This is a genomic window from Desulfosediminicola sp. (genome assembly GCF_048381775.1).
Classification (GTDB): domain Bacteria; phylum Desulfobacterota; class Desulfobulbia; order Desulfobulbales; family Desulfocapsaceae; genus Desulfopila; species Desulfopila ganghwensis.
The window spans coordinates 408,118-426,310 of the sequence record NZ_JBLXGE010000001.1 but is presented as its reverse complement, the minus strand read 5'-3'; the positions used below and the strand labels follow the sequence as shown (position 1 = coordinate 426,310).

At 48.3% G+C, this 18,193-nt stretch carries 16 protein-coding genes; 3 read left to right on the top strand and 13 right to left on the bottom strand.

What is annotated here, in order from left to right:
• Positions 1–213: 213 nt before the first annotated feature.
• From ACN5NT_RS01875 to ACN5NT_RS01815, 13 genes are all read right to left on the bottom strand, one after another.
• Positions 214–1,380, bottom strand: a complete 1,167-nt coding sequence (locus ACN5NT_RS01875) for a glutathionylspermidine synthase family protein (protein WP_419174270.1) — start codon at positions 1,378–1,380, stop codon at positions 214–216.
• Positions 1,380–1,988 (bottom strand): DUF1190 domain-containing protein, encoded by a 609-nt coding sequence (locus ACN5NT_RS01870; protein ID WP_419174269.1) that lies wholly within the window; start codon positions 1,986–1,988, stop codon positions 1,380–1,382. Before ACN5NT_RS01870 ends, ACN5NT_RS01875 begins: the two co-directional genes overlap by 1 nt.
• Positions 1,989–2,000: 12 nt before the next feature.
• Positions 2,001–2,411, bottom strand: coding sequence for a DUF350 domain-containing protein (locus ACN5NT_RS01865; protein ID WP_419174268.1), 411 nt, complete (start codon positions 2,409–2,411; stop codon positions 2,001–2,003).
• Between the two features lie 18 nt (positions 2,412–2,429).
• Complete coding sequence (locus tag ACN5NT_RS01860; protein WP_419174267.1) at positions 2,430–3,077, bottom strand: YjfK family protein; 648 nt, start codon at positions 3,075–3,077, stop codon at positions 2,430–2,432.
• 149 nt (positions 3,078–3,226) lie between these two features.
• Complete coding sequence (locus ACN5NT_RS01855) at positions 3,227–3,919, bottom strand: PspA/IM30 family protein (RefSeq protein ID WP_419174266.1); 693 nt, start codon at positions 3,917–3,919, stop codon at positions 3,227–3,229.
• Complete coding sequence (locus tag ACN5NT_RS01850; protein ID WP_419174265.1) at positions 3,916–4,320, bottom strand: DUF2170 family protein; 405 nt, start codon at positions 4,318–4,320, stop codon at positions 3,916–3,918. The genes ACN5NT_RS01855 and ACN5NT_RS01850 overlap by 4 nt, the downstream gene beginning before the upstream one ends.
• A 427-nt stretch (positions 4,321–4,747) precedes the next feature.
• Complete coding sequence (locus ACN5NT_RS01845) at positions 4,748–5,437, bottom strand: transposase (RefSeq protein ID WP_419174264.1); 690 nt, start codon at positions 5,435–5,437, stop codon at positions 4,748–4,750.
• Between the two features lie 98 nt (positions 5,438–5,535).
• A complete protein-coding gene (locus ACN5NT_RS01840; RefSeq protein WP_419174263.1) occupies positions 5,536–6,138 on the bottom strand; it encodes a CIA30 family protein in 603 nt (200 codons plus the stop codon).
• Between the two features lie 200 nt (positions 6,139–6,338).
• Positions 6,339–7,535 (bottom strand): response regulator, encoded by a 1,197-nt coding sequence (locus tag ACN5NT_RS01835; protein ID WP_419174262.1) that lies wholly within the window; start codon positions 7,533–7,535, stop codon positions 6,339–6,341.
• A gap of 193 nt (positions 7,536–7,728) precedes the next feature.
• Positions 7,729–9,087: a sigma-54-dependent transcriptional regulator gene (locus tag ACN5NT_RS01830; protein WP_419174261.1), complete on the bottom strand. Its 1,359-nt coding sequence runs from the start codon at positions 9,085–9,087 to the stop codon at positions 7,729–7,731.
• Positions 9,087–10,562 (bottom strand): ATP-binding protein, encoded by a 1,476-nt coding sequence (locus tag ACN5NT_RS01825; protein ID WP_419174260.1) that lies wholly within the window; start codon positions 10,560–10,562, stop codon positions 9,087–9,089. Before ACN5NT_RS01825 ends, ACN5NT_RS01830 begins: the two co-directional genes overlap by 1 nt.
• 58 nt (positions 10,563–10,620) lie before the next feature.
• A complete protein-coding gene (locus ACN5NT_RS01820) occupies positions 10,621–11,139 on the bottom strand; it encodes an ATP-binding protein (protein ID WP_136797603.1) in 519 nt (172 codons plus the stop codon).
• Between the two features lie 9 nt (positions 11,140–11,148).
• Positions 11,149–11,787 (bottom strand): PHP-associated domain-containing protein, encoded by a 639-nt coding sequence (locus ACN5NT_RS01815; RefSeq protein ID WP_136797605.1) that lies wholly within the window; start codon positions 11,785–11,787, stop codon positions 11,149–11,151.
• Between the two features lie 1,008 nt (positions 11,788–12,795).
• On the opposite strand from ACN5NT_RS01815, the gene ACN5NT_RS01810 reads away from it, so the two are divergent.
• From ACN5NT_RS01810 to ACN5NT_RS01800, 3 genes are all read left to right on the top strand, one after another.
• Entirely contained in the window at positions 12,796–13,773 is a 978-nt protein-coding gene (locus tag ACN5NT_RS01810; RefSeq protein WP_419174259.1) for a LysR family transcriptional regulator, read from the top strand.
• A gap of 830 nt (positions 13,774–14,603) precedes the next feature.
• Complete coding sequence (hcp, locus tag ACN5NT_RS01805) at positions 14,604–16,277, top strand: hydroxylamine reductase (protein WP_419174453.1); 1,674 nt, start codon at positions 14,604–14,606, stop codon at positions 16,275–16,277.
• An 867-nt stretch (positions 16,278–17,144) separates the two neighbouring features.
• A complete protein-coding gene (locus tag ACN5NT_RS01800) occupies positions 17,145–18,065 on the top strand; it encodes a homocysteine S-methyltransferase family protein (protein ID WP_419174258.1) in 921 nt (306 codons plus the stop codon).
• The last annotated feature ends 128 nt before the right edge of the window (positions 18,066–18,193 follow it).

Genomic DNA, 18,193 nt, shown 5'->3' with positions numbered 1-18,193 from the left:
ATTTTACAGAATTCTTCCAGTCGTATAACGGCTCAAAATATGACGATGCCACTTCAGTTCAGTATGTTCCGGTTCTGACTCCTGTAGCATGCCGCCGATTTGCACCAAGTTCTGCCCCGGCTTTGCCGGGGCGCCGGGGCAGAGTAAAATAAAATGATAATTTATCCAATTCTGCCCTGCCTTTATCTAACCTTCTCTATGATCTTCCAAAGGTCATAGAATGATGTGTGGCAGGTAGCGGCTTAAGTCCTGAGTGATCATGTTGCTATCTTCACGTACGGAGATCCCGGCAGCCTGATCATCCACCAGCCAGGAGCCGATCAGCGTGTGATTGTTCCCAAATTTGGGCAAGGGCTCAAATGCCTGGTAAATAAAACCCTCTTCTCCATAGGCTCCATCGGAAGTGGCCAGGGGCCTGTCGTTCCTGGTAATGCTGATATTGGCCCCCTCGCGGGAGAATATGGGTTTTTTGACCACTCCCACCCCAGGTTCCAGTTTGTGCCGCTCGTCCTCAAAATAGGCCGGCAGCAGGTTGGGATGGTTGGGAAACATCTTCCATAGCATCGGCAGCAGAGCCTTGTTTGAGAGAATCGCCTTCCAGGGCGGTTCAATCCAACGCAAATTCTGGCGGCCCAGATACTGGCCATATTCCTCTTCGAACATAAACTCCCAAGGGTAAAGCTTGAAGGCCCAGTCAATAATTTCATTCTGGTTGTCGGCAAACCTGCAATCGGCGTCCATGCCGATGTCTTCCACGTAGACAAAACGTGTTTCAATACCAGCTTCATCTGCACAGTCCTGAAGATACTGCACCGTGCCGCGATCCTCTTCGGTATCCTTACAGCAGGCAAAGTGCAGGCAACGGTCCGGGGTCAGAATGGCAAGCTCGCGAAATCGATTCACCAGTTTTTCCTGAAGCGAATTAAACTGGTCCGATGCCAGTGGCAATACCAGCTGGTTCACATTTTCACTCAGCCACAGCCACTGCCAGAATCCGGTTTCATACAGGGAGGTCGGGGTGTCGGCGTTGTTTTCCAGCAGTTTGGCCGCGCCTTTGCCCCCGTAGGCAAAATCCAGTCTGGAATAGAGGGAGGGGTCTCCATTCTCCCAGGAGGTGCGAATGAAATCCCATTGGGATTCCGGCAGACAGAAGCGTTGCATCAGCTCATCATCAGCCAGGACCTCTCGCACCACCTCCATGCACATCAAATGGATCTCTTCGGTCGGGCCTTCAAGATCCTTTTCAATCTGCTCTAAAGTAAACTGGTAATAGGCGGTTTCATCCCAGTATGGCTCACCGTACAGGGTGTGAAATTTAAAACCCAGGTTATGGGCGGTCCGTTCCCAGTCGGGTCGAGGTGCAATGGGAATTCGAAACATCACCCACCCCAGGAAGATCGACTGCTGCTGCTTCCCCAGGAGGATTTGGCAGAGGCTTTGGAACCGAAACCACCGCGACTGACCGTACGGGTAACCTTCGGTTTGGCCTTATAGGTGGATTTACTGACCCTGAAACTTCCTTGCTTGGCCGACCCCAGCACCATACCATCCGCGGTCATGAACTTGTCGTGGTTGGCCGAGAATGGACGATTATAACGATAGACCGTTGCAGGATGGCTTCTGTCCATAGCCCGGCCAAACAGATAGCCTGCCATGGCCGGCATGAAATAATTACCGATCGGACGGCAGCCGCCGATTCCAAATTCAGCCTGGCATGAATCACTGCTGGAATAGCGTGGTGCCGTACGCAGGGCCTCTTCTTCGGCCTGGCGGTAAGCGGCAGTACATTGTTCCTCGTTCATGTCGGTTTTGGTCAGACAATCGTCGATGCTTTTAATTACAATGGCTTCTTCGCTGGAATCGGAGCAGCCGGCAATAAATGCACCGGAGATGGCAATAGCTGAGCCATTGATCAGAACCTTTTTCAAGGTATTGCCCAGAGGCAGTCCGCGCAGACGGGAAAGCAAAATGGAGCGGGAACGTTTCATGGCTGGTTCTCCTTAATAAGACATACAGGCCGCGTTTAAAATGCCTGCAGCAATACTGATTGCACACAGCATTACGGCAGCGGAAATCTCATCGTTTTTGATACGGGAGATGATTTTGGGCATGAAAACGAAGCGTACCAGGCCGAAGGCCAGAATCTGGGCTCCCAGCGCCACTATGGCCCACAGAATGAAGTCGGCGATGGACACCGAGTTCGTAGCGGCCCCGCCCAATGCGATGGCAAAACCGATGATGGCGCCGCCAAATGCAATGGCCGCAGCCGTATTTTTTTCTTCTTTGATCAGGGCCCATTCATCATGGGGAGTAATCCAGGTATAAATGAATTTAAAAACAACAAGCAACACCAGTGCGATGCCGTAATAGAGAGTGAAGTTCAAAAGGCCGGTCAAAAAGCTCCAATCCATAGCAATATCCTTTTTAAGTTATCCGTGAATGGTTAGCTGTGAGGGGGTAAGTTTGACACCAGTACTCAGGACCAGGCAGCGCTCCAGAGTACCCTCATTCTCAGTTTCCTCAGCTGAAACAAAAAGTAATTCCACATCATCTTGATCATTGATGTGTCGTTCAAAAAGCATGGCAAACTGGTCAGTCTGGGAGGGCCCGGACGTAGGGGCATTCCAGGTCTGCTCCCGCATATGCACCGGATTGTGATAATCGCCGTCACAGGTCCATACCCGCTGATAGCGCTTACCGTTCAGTTCATAGGTGGGTGCTCCGATGCGTTCATCCAGCAGGGATGCCCATTGGGCGTCATTTCCGACATCCAGCGTATCGTAATAGTGAAAGAGGCTGACATCCTCCACATCGGTATCCGCCTTACCACTGGCAACCACCTGCAGCCAGGCGTCGTCATCGGTGTAAAAGCGAAACAGCAAGGTATCGTCCCAGTCCACCAGACCGGCGGCTTCAATGATCTGAGTGACGGCCATCTCATCTACCTGCAGGTTCGGAAGCATTAACTTCACCCACAACGCATCCAGCTCAAAGCTGCCGCCTAGACCTAATCCCATGATCCGCGGCGTCTGGTCGCCTCGGGGCAAAGATATCTTTTTTTTGAATGGATTAAACATCTTAATAAAATTTCATTTAAGGTTTCCAGGAAAAACACTGGCGATAAGAGAGTCTGGCTCGCGATTAAACCGGTGAAAAACGCATTGGTATTATGCTATGGAGGCCGCTGTTTCCAAAACGAAAAAGGGAAACAGCGGTATTGGGAAAATCAGGCTTTGCGTTTGGCCAGAAGTTCGGCAAGCTTGTCACTACCGCTTTTGGTGCCCGGACCGGAAATTCCTGCCGCTTTAAGCTTGGCATCCAGAGACGCTCCGGATTCATCGCTGGCCAATTCCTGGGCCGCTTCAAGTTCAGCTGCGCGCTGGGCCTGTTTCTGTTTGATTCGTTCCAGACTATTGACAGCGGTTTTTACTTTACTGTCGGCACCGAGGTGCCTGCTGGAAATTGAGGCCTGCGCCTTTTGCACGGACTCAGTTGCCCTGACCTGGTCAACCTGCTGTTCCATACGTCGCACATTGGTCTTGGCCTTGGCAATGTTGGCTTTCAAGGTCTGCTCAGACGTATTGAACCCGTTGAGGATTTCCTGCTCTGTGGCCAGCTCTTCTTCCAGCTGACCCACGCGCTCCGCACACTCAACGGCCAGTTCATCGTTGCCAGATTCGCTGGCCTGAATGGCGTGGGTTGTATAGGTTTCAATATCTTTAGCAAGGGACGCACATTTGTTCTCAGCCATTTTCCTTTTGGCCATAATTGTGGTCAGGCTTTGATCACACTTTTGCAGTTCTTCCTTGGCTTCACGCATTTCCTGCTCCAGAATCCGAATCGCCTGGCTGTCCGCTGCCGTTTCAAGCCCCTCATTCACGCCACCCTTAAGGGCGGTCCATAACCGTTTTAAACTCATTCGGTAACTCCATTAGTCAGCTGTTGGCTGTATAATTCCAGAAATTCACCTACATTATCAAATAGGGTTTCGATCTCCTCAAGAACGACGGCGTCCTTGCTGTCCACAGACAGGGCACCAAAGGCAACGTAATAAGACTCACCTGCAATGTCCTGAAGACAGACGGCAGTCAACGGAAGCATGTGATGGCTGCGCAAGATCATTTCATTCAAGGCAGCGATATCTTTCACCTGTTCCTGGGCAAATAGCACTATTTCAGCAATCAGCTGCCGATTTCCGGCATAAACAAAGGCATCAATGCCTTCACTATTTTTAATGCAGATGCATTTCTCTTCTCTGGTCACCGTCCAGTTGGCCTGTTTCTCGGCCAGTACTGCGAGTGCTTCGTTACTCCAGCTCATATGTTATAGGTTCCTTATCTTATGTAGTCGATTCTGAAAAAGGCTGTTTCCTGATAATCGACAATTTTCAAGTTGACCGTCAAAATAGCCCTTCATCACTTTCTTTTTTTGGGACCGATCCTGCTTCCATGAAAGGCACAGGCGGATGGGAGACTTCACCTCTCAACATTCAGGCTAAAATTGTTCCTTTTTAGTGCCTGGATGCAGAACAAAGAATAAAGCAAAAATGAACAGAATTTGCTTTATGAAATTCAGCAACTTCATCTAATTCATTCCAGCTACGTTCAAAATAGCGTTTACAGGGGGTGATCGTCAATAGCGAACAGCACAATTTCAATATGTATTCAATCTGTTACACATCTCTTCTCATATGTTGCAAGTGGTGAACATCAAATTGGGGAAGCCTCAGACCCCGTTTTCTAGTTCTTCACATTTTTTTTCTCGGCCGGCCAGCCTTCCCGGGAATAACCCGACGATCAAGCATGGTTCCCACTTCCTCCTGAAAACGGCTTGTGCCTAAAACAAAATTCCCGTTGGTCGCTTTCCGTATTCTATCGATCTCACCGGGCTCCAACTCATGCTTGAACAGTTCTCTGTACGTAGATAGACGTTCTTTAGAATTTTGTCCCAGGTCATTATAGATCCGATGCTGTGTGAGCAGTTTCGACGGGTCACCTTGCCCGTTAACTCCATAGCTCGACCACCTGTAGTCCCCAGGATGTTTTACCATTCCGGCACGGACTGGGTTCATCTCGATATAACGCTGACAAGTGAGAAGATACGTATCCTGCTGAATAACGCTTGAGCGGAACCGCCCTTCCCAGAGCGTTCCACTACGTTTATAGGTACGATTGATGTACTGTACGTAACGCTGACCAAGCAGCTTCATGAGATTACCCGCACTCTCTTTTCGCTTTGGTGTCAACAGAAGGTGAACATGATTCGTCATCAAAACATAAGCGTGTATGGCACAGCCTGATTTACGGGAATATTCCTGTAACCAATCGAGATAAAAACAATAGTCTTCATCAGCAAAAAAGCAGGCTTGACGATTATTGCCACGCTGGATGATGTGTAAAGGGACTTCAGGGAGTATAATTCGTGGTCGTCTAGGCATAGGCTATCTAAACATATTTAATAGGAAAGTCACAACCAATATCGTGGTCTGTCCCCAATTTAAAGAGAAACGCAGATGGAGGCGGGCCGATGTGGTGATCAGCGCCGGTAGGCGCTGATCAGGTCAACCTCGAGCCTGAATGGTCCAACCTGTTTTTCAGAAATGAGAAAGCCGATCTGCTGGATCTTCTCTGGTGAGACCGGGTCCACGCCGCTCAGCTTGCGTCCTCGGAAGACAGGAACACACTCGCTGAAAGGAACCTCGACCGTCGTCCACTTGTCGGCTTCAGTCTGGAACTTGTAGCGATAGGCGACGCCGTCGAAACTGCCGTCGAGCCGCAGCCTAAACTGATAGGTGTTGCCGTCGCCCCGGACACGCAGGACGATGCCGTCGAAGCCATCCAGTCTGTAGGGAAGATGCAGCGTGCGGGTCGAGGAGAACCCACCGTTGTTCTCGAGCAAGAGGATTCCCTGGAACACTGCGGTGCCCGAGTCGGTTCTGATAATTTCCCCCCGCGATAATCCGCCCATCACGCCATCATTCACCACCAGCCAATCCTGCAGGTCAACCGGATTTTCAAAGTCGAATAGAACCATTTCTGTGTCACTGGGTAGAGAACTCTTTTGTGCCGCGAGGACAGGCTGCACCATGCAAAGAAGCATGGCCCATTGTAGTGCGAGAATAATAATAAGGGGTTGCATCTAATCTCATCCGCTCATGTCATCTTTGATTGGAAAAACTATAATCATGTTGCATGAAGATGATGAAACTATATACCTGGTAAAGGAATTATCCTTTTAAACAATCATGGCTGTCCCCTGTTTACTCTTCACAGCCTGAACCAAAAAGGGCCGCCCCCGATTTGGAGGCAGCCCCTTGAAGCAGTCACTTCTTGCCGGTATTAACGCAAAGATTCCGCGCATTCGTGAATGACGGACTCCAGCTTCATTTTGGCCATAGCCAGGTTGCCGCTTTCAGACAGCACCAGGACCAAATGCAGATGAGCTTTACCTGCTTCGGTAACACTGAAGTCTGTGTTCTCGTTGTAACATCTCGCCAAAATCTGGGCTTTCGGGGCGTTGATATGAACAAGCTGGCCACGGCCTACTCCCATCATCTCCGTTGATTTCTGCGCCTTCAGCAGTACGTCATTGGCCATGGAGCCAAGTTCAGCTATTTTCAGTCCTGAGTTGTTTAACTCGGCAGCCATTTCGCCATTAGGGGTAAAGATTCCCACGGCCATGAAGCCTTCAACATCTGCAAGTCTTGACAAGGCGTTTTTAATATCAGTCATTTGGTTGTCTCCTTCTTTGGTTAGTGTAACATTTATTGATGTCGGTGTATTTTCCAGTCGATCCTCTTCGTTGTCGCTAAAACCGGCTACCGGGGGAGAGTCGCTTTTTTCATAGTCGCCTGAAGCCTCATCCTTTCTCCGTAGTCCTTCCATTAAAAAAGCCATCAACGGACCTTCAACAGTTTTTTTGAATTTCCGTTTCACGTTTCTCTTTATCCGGATTTCAACCTCATCAAACAGGAGCATCGCATATATCGCCTCGTCTCCTTTCAGTTCGTTGTAAACTGCGGAGAAAAGTACACCCTGGTTGAAATAGATATATCCACTCGTACCATTTGAAGTGACTTCGATGATGCAGGTCTTTTTTTCTGTTTCAATGAGCTGGAGGAAACTCGGTAATGATATGCCGGTAAGCGCTCCTTCCTCTTTTGACTGTTTGAGTCCTTCGAAGATGGAATTGGCAAGCTCATCAATATCAAGAGGTTTTTCGAGCAGCTTCAGTCTGCTTGATTCCAGAAGTTTTTGCTCAATTTCCGGAGTGTTGAAAGCAGTCATCACTATTACGGGGATACTGGGGTATTTGCCTGAAATATGGGCTAAAAGTTCAAAACCATCCAGCTCGGGCATTTTAATGTCGGTTACAACGAGGTGAACCTGGATTGATTTCAGGATCTCGACCGCCTCTCTGCCGTTTTGCGCGGTAATGACTTCAAGGCGATCTTCATGTTCTTTGAGCCCTGCATGTACCGACTCAAGCAGTCTTGCTTCATCATCAACAATCAAAATGGTTTTTGTAGAGCCCATAGCCGCAAAAAGAGATAAAAGAATTAATCTGGATAAAAATGAGTTGCATGTTGCTGGAATCATTATGCATAAATTGTTCCAGACAACTCGCAATAGCTATAAGGGCAGAACTACAGGTGGATATAATGCCCTGGGTGGCAGGGGCGCGGACAGGTGTAGCAAATAGGGTGACCTGTTTTGGGGCAGTGTGTCATTATGATACAGCAAAATCTATATTATATTTTTTCATTTTTCTCAGGAGGGTAGAGCGAGAGATGCCCAGAGCTTTTGCAGTTTGGGTGTGGTTATGATCCAGTGTCATCAACGAACTTGTGATATGCTCTTTTTCCATTTCCTCCAAAGTGACGAGGGGGAACTTGGCCGGTTCTTCTGGTGGAAGGTTGCGAACGTGATTGCTGAGTAGCTCAGACGGAAAGATTTGACCGGCTCTTTGAAAAATCAGAGCGCGTTCTATTACATTTTTTAACTCCCTTATGTTGCCTGGCCATGGGTAGCCCTTGAGCTGCTCTATCTCGTTCTCACCCAGAGTTACATTTGGATTGACGGCAGAATGTTTAATGAAATGATGACAGAGCGCTTCAATATCATCTCTTCTTTTTCGCAGTGGGGGCATATGGATAGGGAGAACGGAAAGGCGATAATAAAGATCCTGCCTGAAACTGTTCTGCCGGGCAGCTTCTTCCAGATTTCTGTTAGTGGCGGCGATTACTTGCACTGAGACAGTCTTGGATAATTCCCCACCCAGCCTTTTGACTCTGTGATCATCCAGCACCCCCAGCATTTTAGACTGCAAGTGCAATGGCAGTTCGCCAATTTCATCAAGGAAAAGGGTACCGCCGTCGGCAAGTTCGAAAACACCTTTTTTGGCGGATTCTGCGCTGGTAAAAGCGCCTTTTTCATAGCCGAACAACTCGGCTTCTATCAGGTTTTCCGGCAAAGCGGCGCAGTTGACCCCTACAAAGCTGCTTTTTCTGTTTTTTTTGCTGTAATGGATGGCTCTGGCAACGATGCCTTTGCCTGTTCCTGTTTCTCCGCTGATCAATACCGGAACTTTATTGAGTGCTGCGAGTTGGATGATGTAACGAATTTCACTTAAGCTGCTGTCTTCCCCTATGAGTTCGTTCTCACTATCAAGGTTCTCCTTGTCGTTCTGGATCTGCCCGACCGTCTCCAATTCAAGGGATCTGAAGGCCCTGTTAATGCTCGAAACCACTTCATCAAGTTCCATGGGCTTGGTGAGATAATCACAAGCACCATTTCGCAAGGCGTTTACGGCACCATCAAGATTAGGAAAGGCGGTGATAAAAATGATTTTTATACAATCGTTTTTACTTAAAAGTGTTCTGCAAAGATCACTACCTTTTCCATCTGGCAGTTTCTGGTCCAGCAACACGACATCGACTTTCCTGCTGAGACAGATTCGTTCACCATCTTTTACGCTGTGGGCTGTGAAAATTTCGTAATTGCCGCTGGCGAGATATTGCTTGAGACTATCAACGAAGAGCTGGTTGTCATCAATGATAAGTAACGATTTTTTTTTAAAAGCACCCATCAGGTTCCCTCGGGTAAGGTTACGGTAACGGTGGTGCCGAAATCGCGAATTGAATCGATCTCTATCTGCCCCTTCATGCTCTTCAGCATCTTCTCGACAATGGCCAGGCCAAGACCTGTTCCCTGCGGTTTGGAGGTGAAAAACGGAGTAAAAATATTGGCGAAATCCTCTTTGGCAATGCCGCAACCGTTGTCATCAACCTTGATAACAATTTTGCCCGATTTCTCTTTAGCCGAGAGAGTTATGTAAGGTGCCTCTTTGCCTGTGACTGCATCGGCAGCGTTGGTTATGAGATTTAAAAGAACGTGGTGAAGGGCACGGCTGTCGGTCATGGCTGTCAGGTCGTCTTTCTGTATATCGGTCCAGACCCTGATACCTTTATTTTCCAGGTCTTCTTTAACCAGAGGGAGAATGCTCCGGAAAAACTGTCCAATTGAGGTTTGCTGGATCACCGGTTTTTCAAAAAGACTGTAGTTCTTCAAAGCCCGAAGCAGGTATTCAAGCCGGGTAACCTCCTCAAGGGAACGATTGATGAATTCAGCAGTCTTGTGCCGATCATAGATGGCGAGATTTTTTTGCAAAACGGTGAGGGCCATTTTAATTGAGTTCACCGGATTGCCGATTTCATGCCTGATCCCGGAGAAGATATACCCCAGGTTTTGGGTGAGGTTTGTTGCCTCGACAATGGCCTCCATCCGCTTTCTTTCTGTAATGTCAGTGAGTAAAACTATTCTTTTCTCTGAGAAAAGATCGAGACCGTTCACCAGGAGCTGCTTATCGAAGATATTGGCGATGAAACTGTTTGCTTTCTCGCGCCCTGATTGGGCGCATGATACTTTAGGGGGGGTGAGAATATCGCGCGCTTGAGTATCCGGAAGTTCATCGATAGAGGAGCCTACCAGGGAGTCTCTTGTGGTGCGCAGGAACGCTATGGCCGATTTATTCGCATAAAGAATACGTCCTCGTTCAATCTCAATTATACCTTCTGATATGCACTCAAGAAGTGATTCAAGGTGCCTGTTCTGGCTCAACAATTCCTGGGTGATCTGTGTTGGGTCCAAACCACCATACCCCTCGAGGGTAGGGACGGTGGAAGTGGGGGATCCCGCCTCGCGCAGGGTTTTAGCAATGTCTTCTGACATAGCGCTGAATGGTCCTTTGACAATAGCGCAATCGGCACCAATGGCTTCCAGGTTCAGCCTCTTTTCAGCAGATGGAACTGACAGAATGACGATATAGCATGACTTTAACCGCGGGATTTCCCGTATCATCAGCGCCAGCCTCTCACCGCCTAATTCGGGAATTGTTTGGTCAATATAGATAATTTGCGGCTGGTAATCCTTCAACAGGCCGAGCGCCGCAAAGGCGTCCTGCGCATTACGGACCTGATGGCCCTCCTGGACAAGATAGTTATCCAGGAGCGCTGTTATCTTGGGGTCGCTACTAATGATGAAAATTTCCTTTTTCTTGCCCATGGCTTATCTCACGCAGGAAGAGTTATTGTAATCCGACCCGGAGTGGGGGGAACCTGCTTTACCTAAGCGGGTAAATAATGCAGAGCTCCTTACCGTACATTTGGTAGCAGGCGGTAAAATCGCTGGATTGGTGAAACAGAGAAAAACCATTGCCGGCAATGTTAAAGAACTGCCGGCCATTGCTGTACGTCTGCTGAACTTCCGCAATATCAAAGCCGCTTCCCATGTCCACGATAGAGAAGCCCAAACCTTTCTTTGACACTGTGGCCCATACCCGGATTGGCATGTATCGGTCTTTTTGATGACCGTGGACGAAAGCGTTCGATATCGCCTCAGAGACAACTCCCCCAGGTCCGAAGAGAATTCTTTCCCGCCTGGGTACTAACTTTCGTCCGAGTAACCTCTGAATCCGGTATTTAAGTTTTTTTTCAAAAGAATACATCCAGGCGTAATCAGTGGTGTACCGATTATTGGGCAGCAGTTTGACCTGTTGCGGGATCACCTCTTCTTCAAAAGTTGAAATGACTGGATGGAGTTGTCGCGTTATGGCGTCTCTGGTCAGGTTATCCTGAAACATATGGGAACCTCAGTTGAAACATCGCTTCGGCATCACCGGATTGCCTAAACCTTGTCTGATCATCTGGCACAGGTGGCTGGTGTCGCGTGGGGAACAGGGGAACTGGGTATAGGACCAGCCAATTCTGGTCAGGGCATGGGCATCACTGCATCCGATTGCTTGTTTGCCCAGAAACTGCGCCAGGTGACAAGAGAGGTCGGTCTCTTTTCTTGATAGCGAAGTAGAGGCAATCTCTACGGCATCAACCATCTCAATGGTATGCAGCGGGGGCAGGCCATTTCGGTAGGGATGCGCAAGTATGGCAACCCCACCCTGCTCATGGGCCGTGGAGATGGCATCACTGCAGCTTATACCCTTTGGTAAAGGGGTGTTTTCATCCACCCCCAGAATCACTAGGTGGTGCCCACCATTCGTGGTAACTTCAATACCGTTAAAGAGAAGAATCGAACTCATCTGCGCTTGGAGTTCCTTGATTTCATTATTTCCCCACATGGTGTTGTGTTCGGTGATGACCACAGCGTGAAGACCGGCTCTCATCGCATAGCTGTCAATCTGACGAGGGTCAAGTGACTCGGCACACTCTGAATAGCGTGAGGTGTGGACATGCATATCAATTGAGAAGCAGTGGTTGTCCTTGTTTGCTGTCATAATCGGATCATCAGAAAAAGGGTTGGAGGATGAATGAGCATGTCGTATTCAAGTATAAAAAAGTAATGGTTCTGATAACGACGAATTGTAATCCGAGGGGCTTGGACTCCGTATTCTGTAAAGGACGAATTCGTTCGTATGCAAACGTTTGCAGAGCGCTTGCTGACTTATTAATGACCATGGGATTTTAGCGGGGTAAGCTATTTTTACAGCGTCTGATAGCGTGATAGGGCTGTGATGATATCTTTCTCATCTATACCCATCGACCTCGTTTCACCTAAGGCACGTGCACAAAACTGATGAAAACGATCTATGTCGCCAAATGATTAAATAGGGCAATACGTATCTTTTTGACAGAAGTTCTAATGTTATCTGTTAGATATCCTGCGGTGTGGTATGTAATTAATTTGCCAGGGAATGAAAATCAAGTGCAATGATTGAATACGTCGTGAACCTTTTTTGCACCGGGCTGCTCCGATTATTTGTCTATCATCTCCGCCTGTAATGGCTGGTTAGAGCATACCCATTCTATTTTGATTTACCGTTGGTGATCAAGGGCTGACTCTTGGAAATGAATGAACTGCAGCGACAGTGATCACATCTGTGTGTATTTGTCCTGAAGTCGTTCCGGTAAAGTAAATGACTATTAATTTCTTTACTAAAAAGTAAGCCTCAGAAAGCGAAAGTTGAGGCCGCTAATTATCTGTTTTGTAATGGAAAATATTTAAATTTATTCGTTGCGTATTTCCCGTGATCATAGTAGATATTCGCCGCACCTAACATGCAGAGAGATTTAATAATATAAGTGCGATTAATATATTAGAAATCATACCTATAAAATAGGTCAGACCGTTTGGATTAGCTCCCAGCAGCATCATGTAATTTCATATTCCGATACATTTCAGATAAGTGAAGGTCAACGAAACGAGAGCAAAAGGTGTATATTCGTTGCACCCTTGTGTTTCTCCGCCCGATGTGAATCTGCTTATTATTTCCCGCAGGCAATCCATGATAAAAATTCATCAACTTATTCACGCAAACGCCCTTATTGAGCATGGTTCTTTCAGGAAGGCCGCCCTGACTCAAAACATATCTAGACCGGCATTTTCCAGAAGCATTGCCAACCTGGAACATTCTCTTGGAGTGCAGCTTTTCCACAGGCATCCAAGCGGGGTCTCGATAACTGTTTATGGTGAGGTTTTGAAAAAATATATAAATAGCATTTCCATAGAACTTTCAGAGCTTGAGCGGGAAATTCAACTCATCAAAGGACTTGGCACCGGGGCGCTAACGATAGCATTGGGGTGCTATTTTTCACAAATTTCTGCATATCAGGCTTTAGGTATACTGATATCTGAGTACCCGGAGCTGAAAGGTAAAGCCCTGGTTCATGACTATATCGAGATTGAAAGGTTGATTCTGACGAAGGGTATTGATCTCGGGCTTACAGAAATAAGCAGAGCAAAAGAGAATGAATACCTGGAAGTTCAATCCCTGGGAAAACATCAGGGGGTGTTCTTCTGTCGTTCAAACCACCCATTACTGAAAAAAGAGGATTTAATCGAGGCAGATTTTACGCCTTATCCGCTCGTGTTTACGAAAGTACCGAAGCAAATTGCTTCTTTTATGCCCGGCAAACTGTACCAGGTTGAGAATCAGGATTATGTGCTTCCGTCACTGGAAGTGGAAAATTTCTCCAGTGCCAAGCAGATTGTGCTTGAAAGCGATGCATTCGGGGTGGCAGTACCGTTGCAGATCGAAAGTGAACTCGAAAACGGTCAACTCTCCGTATTGCCGTATCTGGCACCGTGGCTGGTAACAGAATATGGATTTATGTACCTTCGGGACCGGGCACTGTCACCGGTTGCGGAAAAGTATATTGGGATCGTAAGAGATCTGGAGCGGAAAGCTAATATACGCAATCAGGTGCTACTCGATAAATATGTAAATAATGCTTCCCTAAAGGGCTCTTTGGACGTGCCATGATGTTGGCCATACCGATATTGTTTTACGCTTCATGTAAGCACACCTATACCGACAAATAACCAAATATCTTATATCGGTTATTGCCCTGACTTGTAGGAAATTACAGTTTAGGGCTGCGCTGGTATACGCCGTTTTTATCCTGGCAGACACTAGCGCCAATATAGCTGAACAGAAGCAAACTATTGGTGACATGGTTGTAACAGTCTGTCTTTAGTCCGCAGAACTTTGAAAGTGCGTAATGGGCGCTGGTCCGGTCGTGCAAATTTTGCCCCGTAGTAATGAATACCTATATTTGGAAAGAGGTGATAATGGAGCATCTGTGTTGGCTGTTTTGCTACACCTCGAGAAGGTTTCACCCTGGTTTATGTCACAATTGCAGTTGGTCGCTTTCCGTATTTTATCGATCTCACCAAGCTCCATCTCATGCTTGAACAGTTCTCTGTACGCCGATAAACGTTCTTTGGACTTTTGGCCCAGGTCATTATGGTTCGGATGCTGTGTGAGCAGTTATGACGGATCACCTTGCCCATTAACCCTATAGCTCGACCACCTGCACTCCCCAGGATGTTTCACCATTCCGGCACCGACTGGATTCATCTCGATATGGCGCTGACAAGTGAGAAGGTACGTATCCTGCTGAATGGTAACCTGTAAAGATTAGATACCCTTTAACAGCCGCTTGAAATTTGAAATATATTGGCCAAAAGTGCTATTCTTTCAGGATAACTCGTTAGAACTTATTCGGGGTTTTGTCTGTATTTTAACAGATCTGGGAACGATTAATAGACCTACGCCAATCAACAACTATAACAGGGGGATGGATTATGGCCATGTTTTGTCACCAATGCCAAGAGACAATGAAGAATGTTGGATGCTCGGCGAAGCAGGGGATGTGTGGGAAAACAGCAGAAGTCGCCAACCTGCAGGATCTATTCATCTGGTGCTTGAAAGGGATTTCGTTCTGGGGACACAAGGCAAAAGAGTTTGATATATACAGCGAAAAAGCAGGTTTTTTTATCGACAAGGGTCTTTTTGCAACAATTACCAACGCCAATTTTGACCGTGATTTCTTCATACGTTCCATAAAAGAAAGTCTCAAAATCAGAGAAGAGCTGAAAGCTTCCTACCTCAAGGCATTCAGCCAGAAACATGGTCAGGATTTTGCCAAGCCCGTACCGGAATGTGCCACTTGGGTTCCCGCCGATGAAAACGAAATTACATCCAAAGCAGAAAGTGGGACCGGTGGCTGGCTGGAGATTGAGAATGAGGATGAGCGTTCTCTGAAGGCAACAATCTTATACGGATTGAAAGGGATGTCTGCCTATGCAGAGCATGCTTACCAAATTAACAAGTCATGTAGAGAAATCTTTGAATTCCTTATGGAGGCTCTTGCCGCATTAGTGGACAAAAACATGTCACAGGAGGATTTGTTTGATCTTGTTGTAAAAACTGGCCAAGTCGGTGTGAAGACAATGGCCTTACTCGATGAGGCGAATACACAAGCTTACGGGGCCCCTGAAATAACTCAAGTTAATATTGGGGTCGGCAGTAACCCGGGAATTCTGGTCACTGGACACGATTTGGTGGATTTAGAGGAGTTGCTGGAACAGACGCAAGAACAGGGGGTCGATATCTATACCCATAGTGAGATGCTGCCTGCCAACTATTATCCGAAGTTAAAGAAATACCCGCATCTGCATGGTAATTACGGCAATGCCTGGTGGCTGCAGAAAGAAGATATTGCCAACTTTAATGGTCCCACTTTATTCACCTCAAACTGCCTGGTACCACCCAAGGGGGTAGATTACAAAGACAAGATGTTTACCACCGGGGCTGTCGGTTATGAGGGAGTTTCCCATATTCCAGATCGGCCAGAGGGAGGCCAGAAAGATTTCTCAGCCATTATTGAAATGGCAAAAGCATGCCCTCCGCCAAAGGAAACTGAAACAGGCCAGATAACCGGAGGATTTGCTCACAGTCAAGTACTTGCCCTGGCAGATAAAGTGATTGAAGCGGTAAAATCCGGTGCAATAAAACGCTTTATCGTCATGGGAGGATGTGATGGTCGTCATAAAAGTCGCAGCTATTATACTGATGTGGCCAAGGCTTTACCGGCAGATACAGTCATTTTGACCGCAGGTTGTGCCAAATTCAAATACAATAAACTGGATTTGGGAGATATAGGAGACATCCCGAGGGTTCTCGATGCTGGTCAATGCAACGACTCCTACTCTCTCGCTGTCATTGCCATGGAACTGCAAAAAGCATTTGAACTCGATGACATTAATGACCTACCTCTATCTTTTGATATCGCCTGGTATGAACAAAAAGCGGTTCTGGTGCTACTGGCACTGCTGTCATTAGGAGTAAAAGGGATTCGAGTTGGTCCAACATTGCCTGGCTTCTTGTCTCCAGGCATTGCTAAAGTTCTGATTGAAAAATTTGACCTCAAAGCTATAACGACCCCCCGTGAGGATGTTGCAGCCATGATGGCAGGTAATTAATGCGGGTTCATTTCCATCACGTTTATTTGCAGTAAAAACATCTTAACCGAAGGCCTTCTTTCTGAAAGGGCCTTCGGTTCATGCTGCAGAAAATACATTGGATGATAGGAAACAATTCGCGGGACACGGGGCAGACCACGTTTCCTGTTTCTTCACATTCTTTTTCTCGGCCGGCAAGCTTCCCCGGGAGTAACACGGCGATCAAGTATAGTTCCCACTTCCTCCTGAAAACGGTTTGTGCCTGAAATAAAATTCCCGTTGGTCGCTTTCCGAATTTTATCGATCTCACCGGGCTCCAACTCATGCCTGAACAGTTCTCTGTACGCCGATAGACGTTCTTTAAATTTTGCCCAGGTCATTATAGCTCGGATGCTGTGTGAGCAGTTTCGACGGATCACCTTGCCCGTTAACCCTATAGCTCGACCACCTGTAGTCCCCAGGATGTTTCACCATTCCGGCACGGACTGGATTCATCTCGATATAACGCTGACAAGGGAGAAGATACGTATCCTGCTGAATAACGCTTGAGCGGAACCGCCCCCATGTGATGGACGACTTTGTAACCAATATATTGAACGTCGGGTAACTCTTCTTGTTTCGCTGTTGCCAGCAACACAACTTTTCGTTTCATTAAACACCTCTGGGGGGATTTGGTTCACTCATCAGGGAAGAATTTCAACTGTCCTCGACAGAGAACAATGTGTGATAATATTGTAAGCCAGGCACCCTCCGGGGCAACAGTCAAGTGAGGTAACCAGGTAGGAACCGCAGGCATCAAAATCGCCCTGGAGGCGATGGGACGCTTTTGCACAATGGCAGTGCCTGCATGGGCGACGCTCTTTTTCCTGCCAACAAGGATAATCAGACATGATCGAGACCACCTCCACCTCTGGAATCACCCTGCTCGACGGCGGCATGGGCCGGCAGCTCAAGGCAATGGGCGCACCGTTTCAGCAACCCGAATGGTCGGCACTGGCACTGATGGAGGCACCGGAGATGGTACGCGAAGCCCATGAGCAGTTTGCCGCAGCCGGTAGTGAGATCCTGACCACCAACAGTTACGCCGTGGTGCCGTTCCATATCGGTGAGGAACGGTTTGCCCAAGATGGCGCCAGGCTGGCCGCACTCTCGGGACAGCTGGCCGCTGAAGCCGCCGCCAAGTTCGGCTGCCGCGTGGCCGGCTCCTTGCCGCCACTGTTCGGCTCGTACCGGCCCGACCTCTTTGTCGCGGAACGGGCGCAATCGCTATTGGCTGTGCTTGTTGAGGCGCTCAGCCCCTATGTCGATCTCTGGCTGGCCGAGACCCTGAGTTCAATCGCAGAGTTCGAGGTGGTTGCCAGCGTACTTCGCCACGATAATCGGCCACTCTGGGCGGCCTATACCCTTCTCGAGAGCGATCAAGCAGAAGATGCCACGCCCCGATTGCGCTCGGGGGAGACGGTGGTGGAGGCGGTACGAGTAGCGGCAGAGCGTGGCGCCGGGGCCATCCTCTTTAACTGCAGCCAACCTGAAGTCATGCCCCCGGCAATTACGGCTACCTCCCGTGAATTGCAGCGCCTCGGCCTGACCAGGCCGATCGGCGCTTACGCTAACGCCTTCCCGCCGCAACTACAAGATGCTCAGGCAAATACCGCTATCCTGGAGATCCGCCAGGAGCTTGACCCGGCCGGCTATCTCGCATTCGCTGAGGAGTGGTGCCGGTTGGGCGCGACGATCATAGGGGGCTGCTGCGGCATCGGCCCGGAACACATCGAGGCCCTCCATGGGAAGTTGAAAAAAAAGGCCTGACCGGCGTAGCGCTTTTCATGCTCCCAGCAGTGTGACTCTGCGACAACAAAACTGGCGCCCAGCTCAAGCCACTTTGCTCCGATCCCAGCCGGCACTCGGGACAGTTGCCACCTGAATCGGAGCAGAGA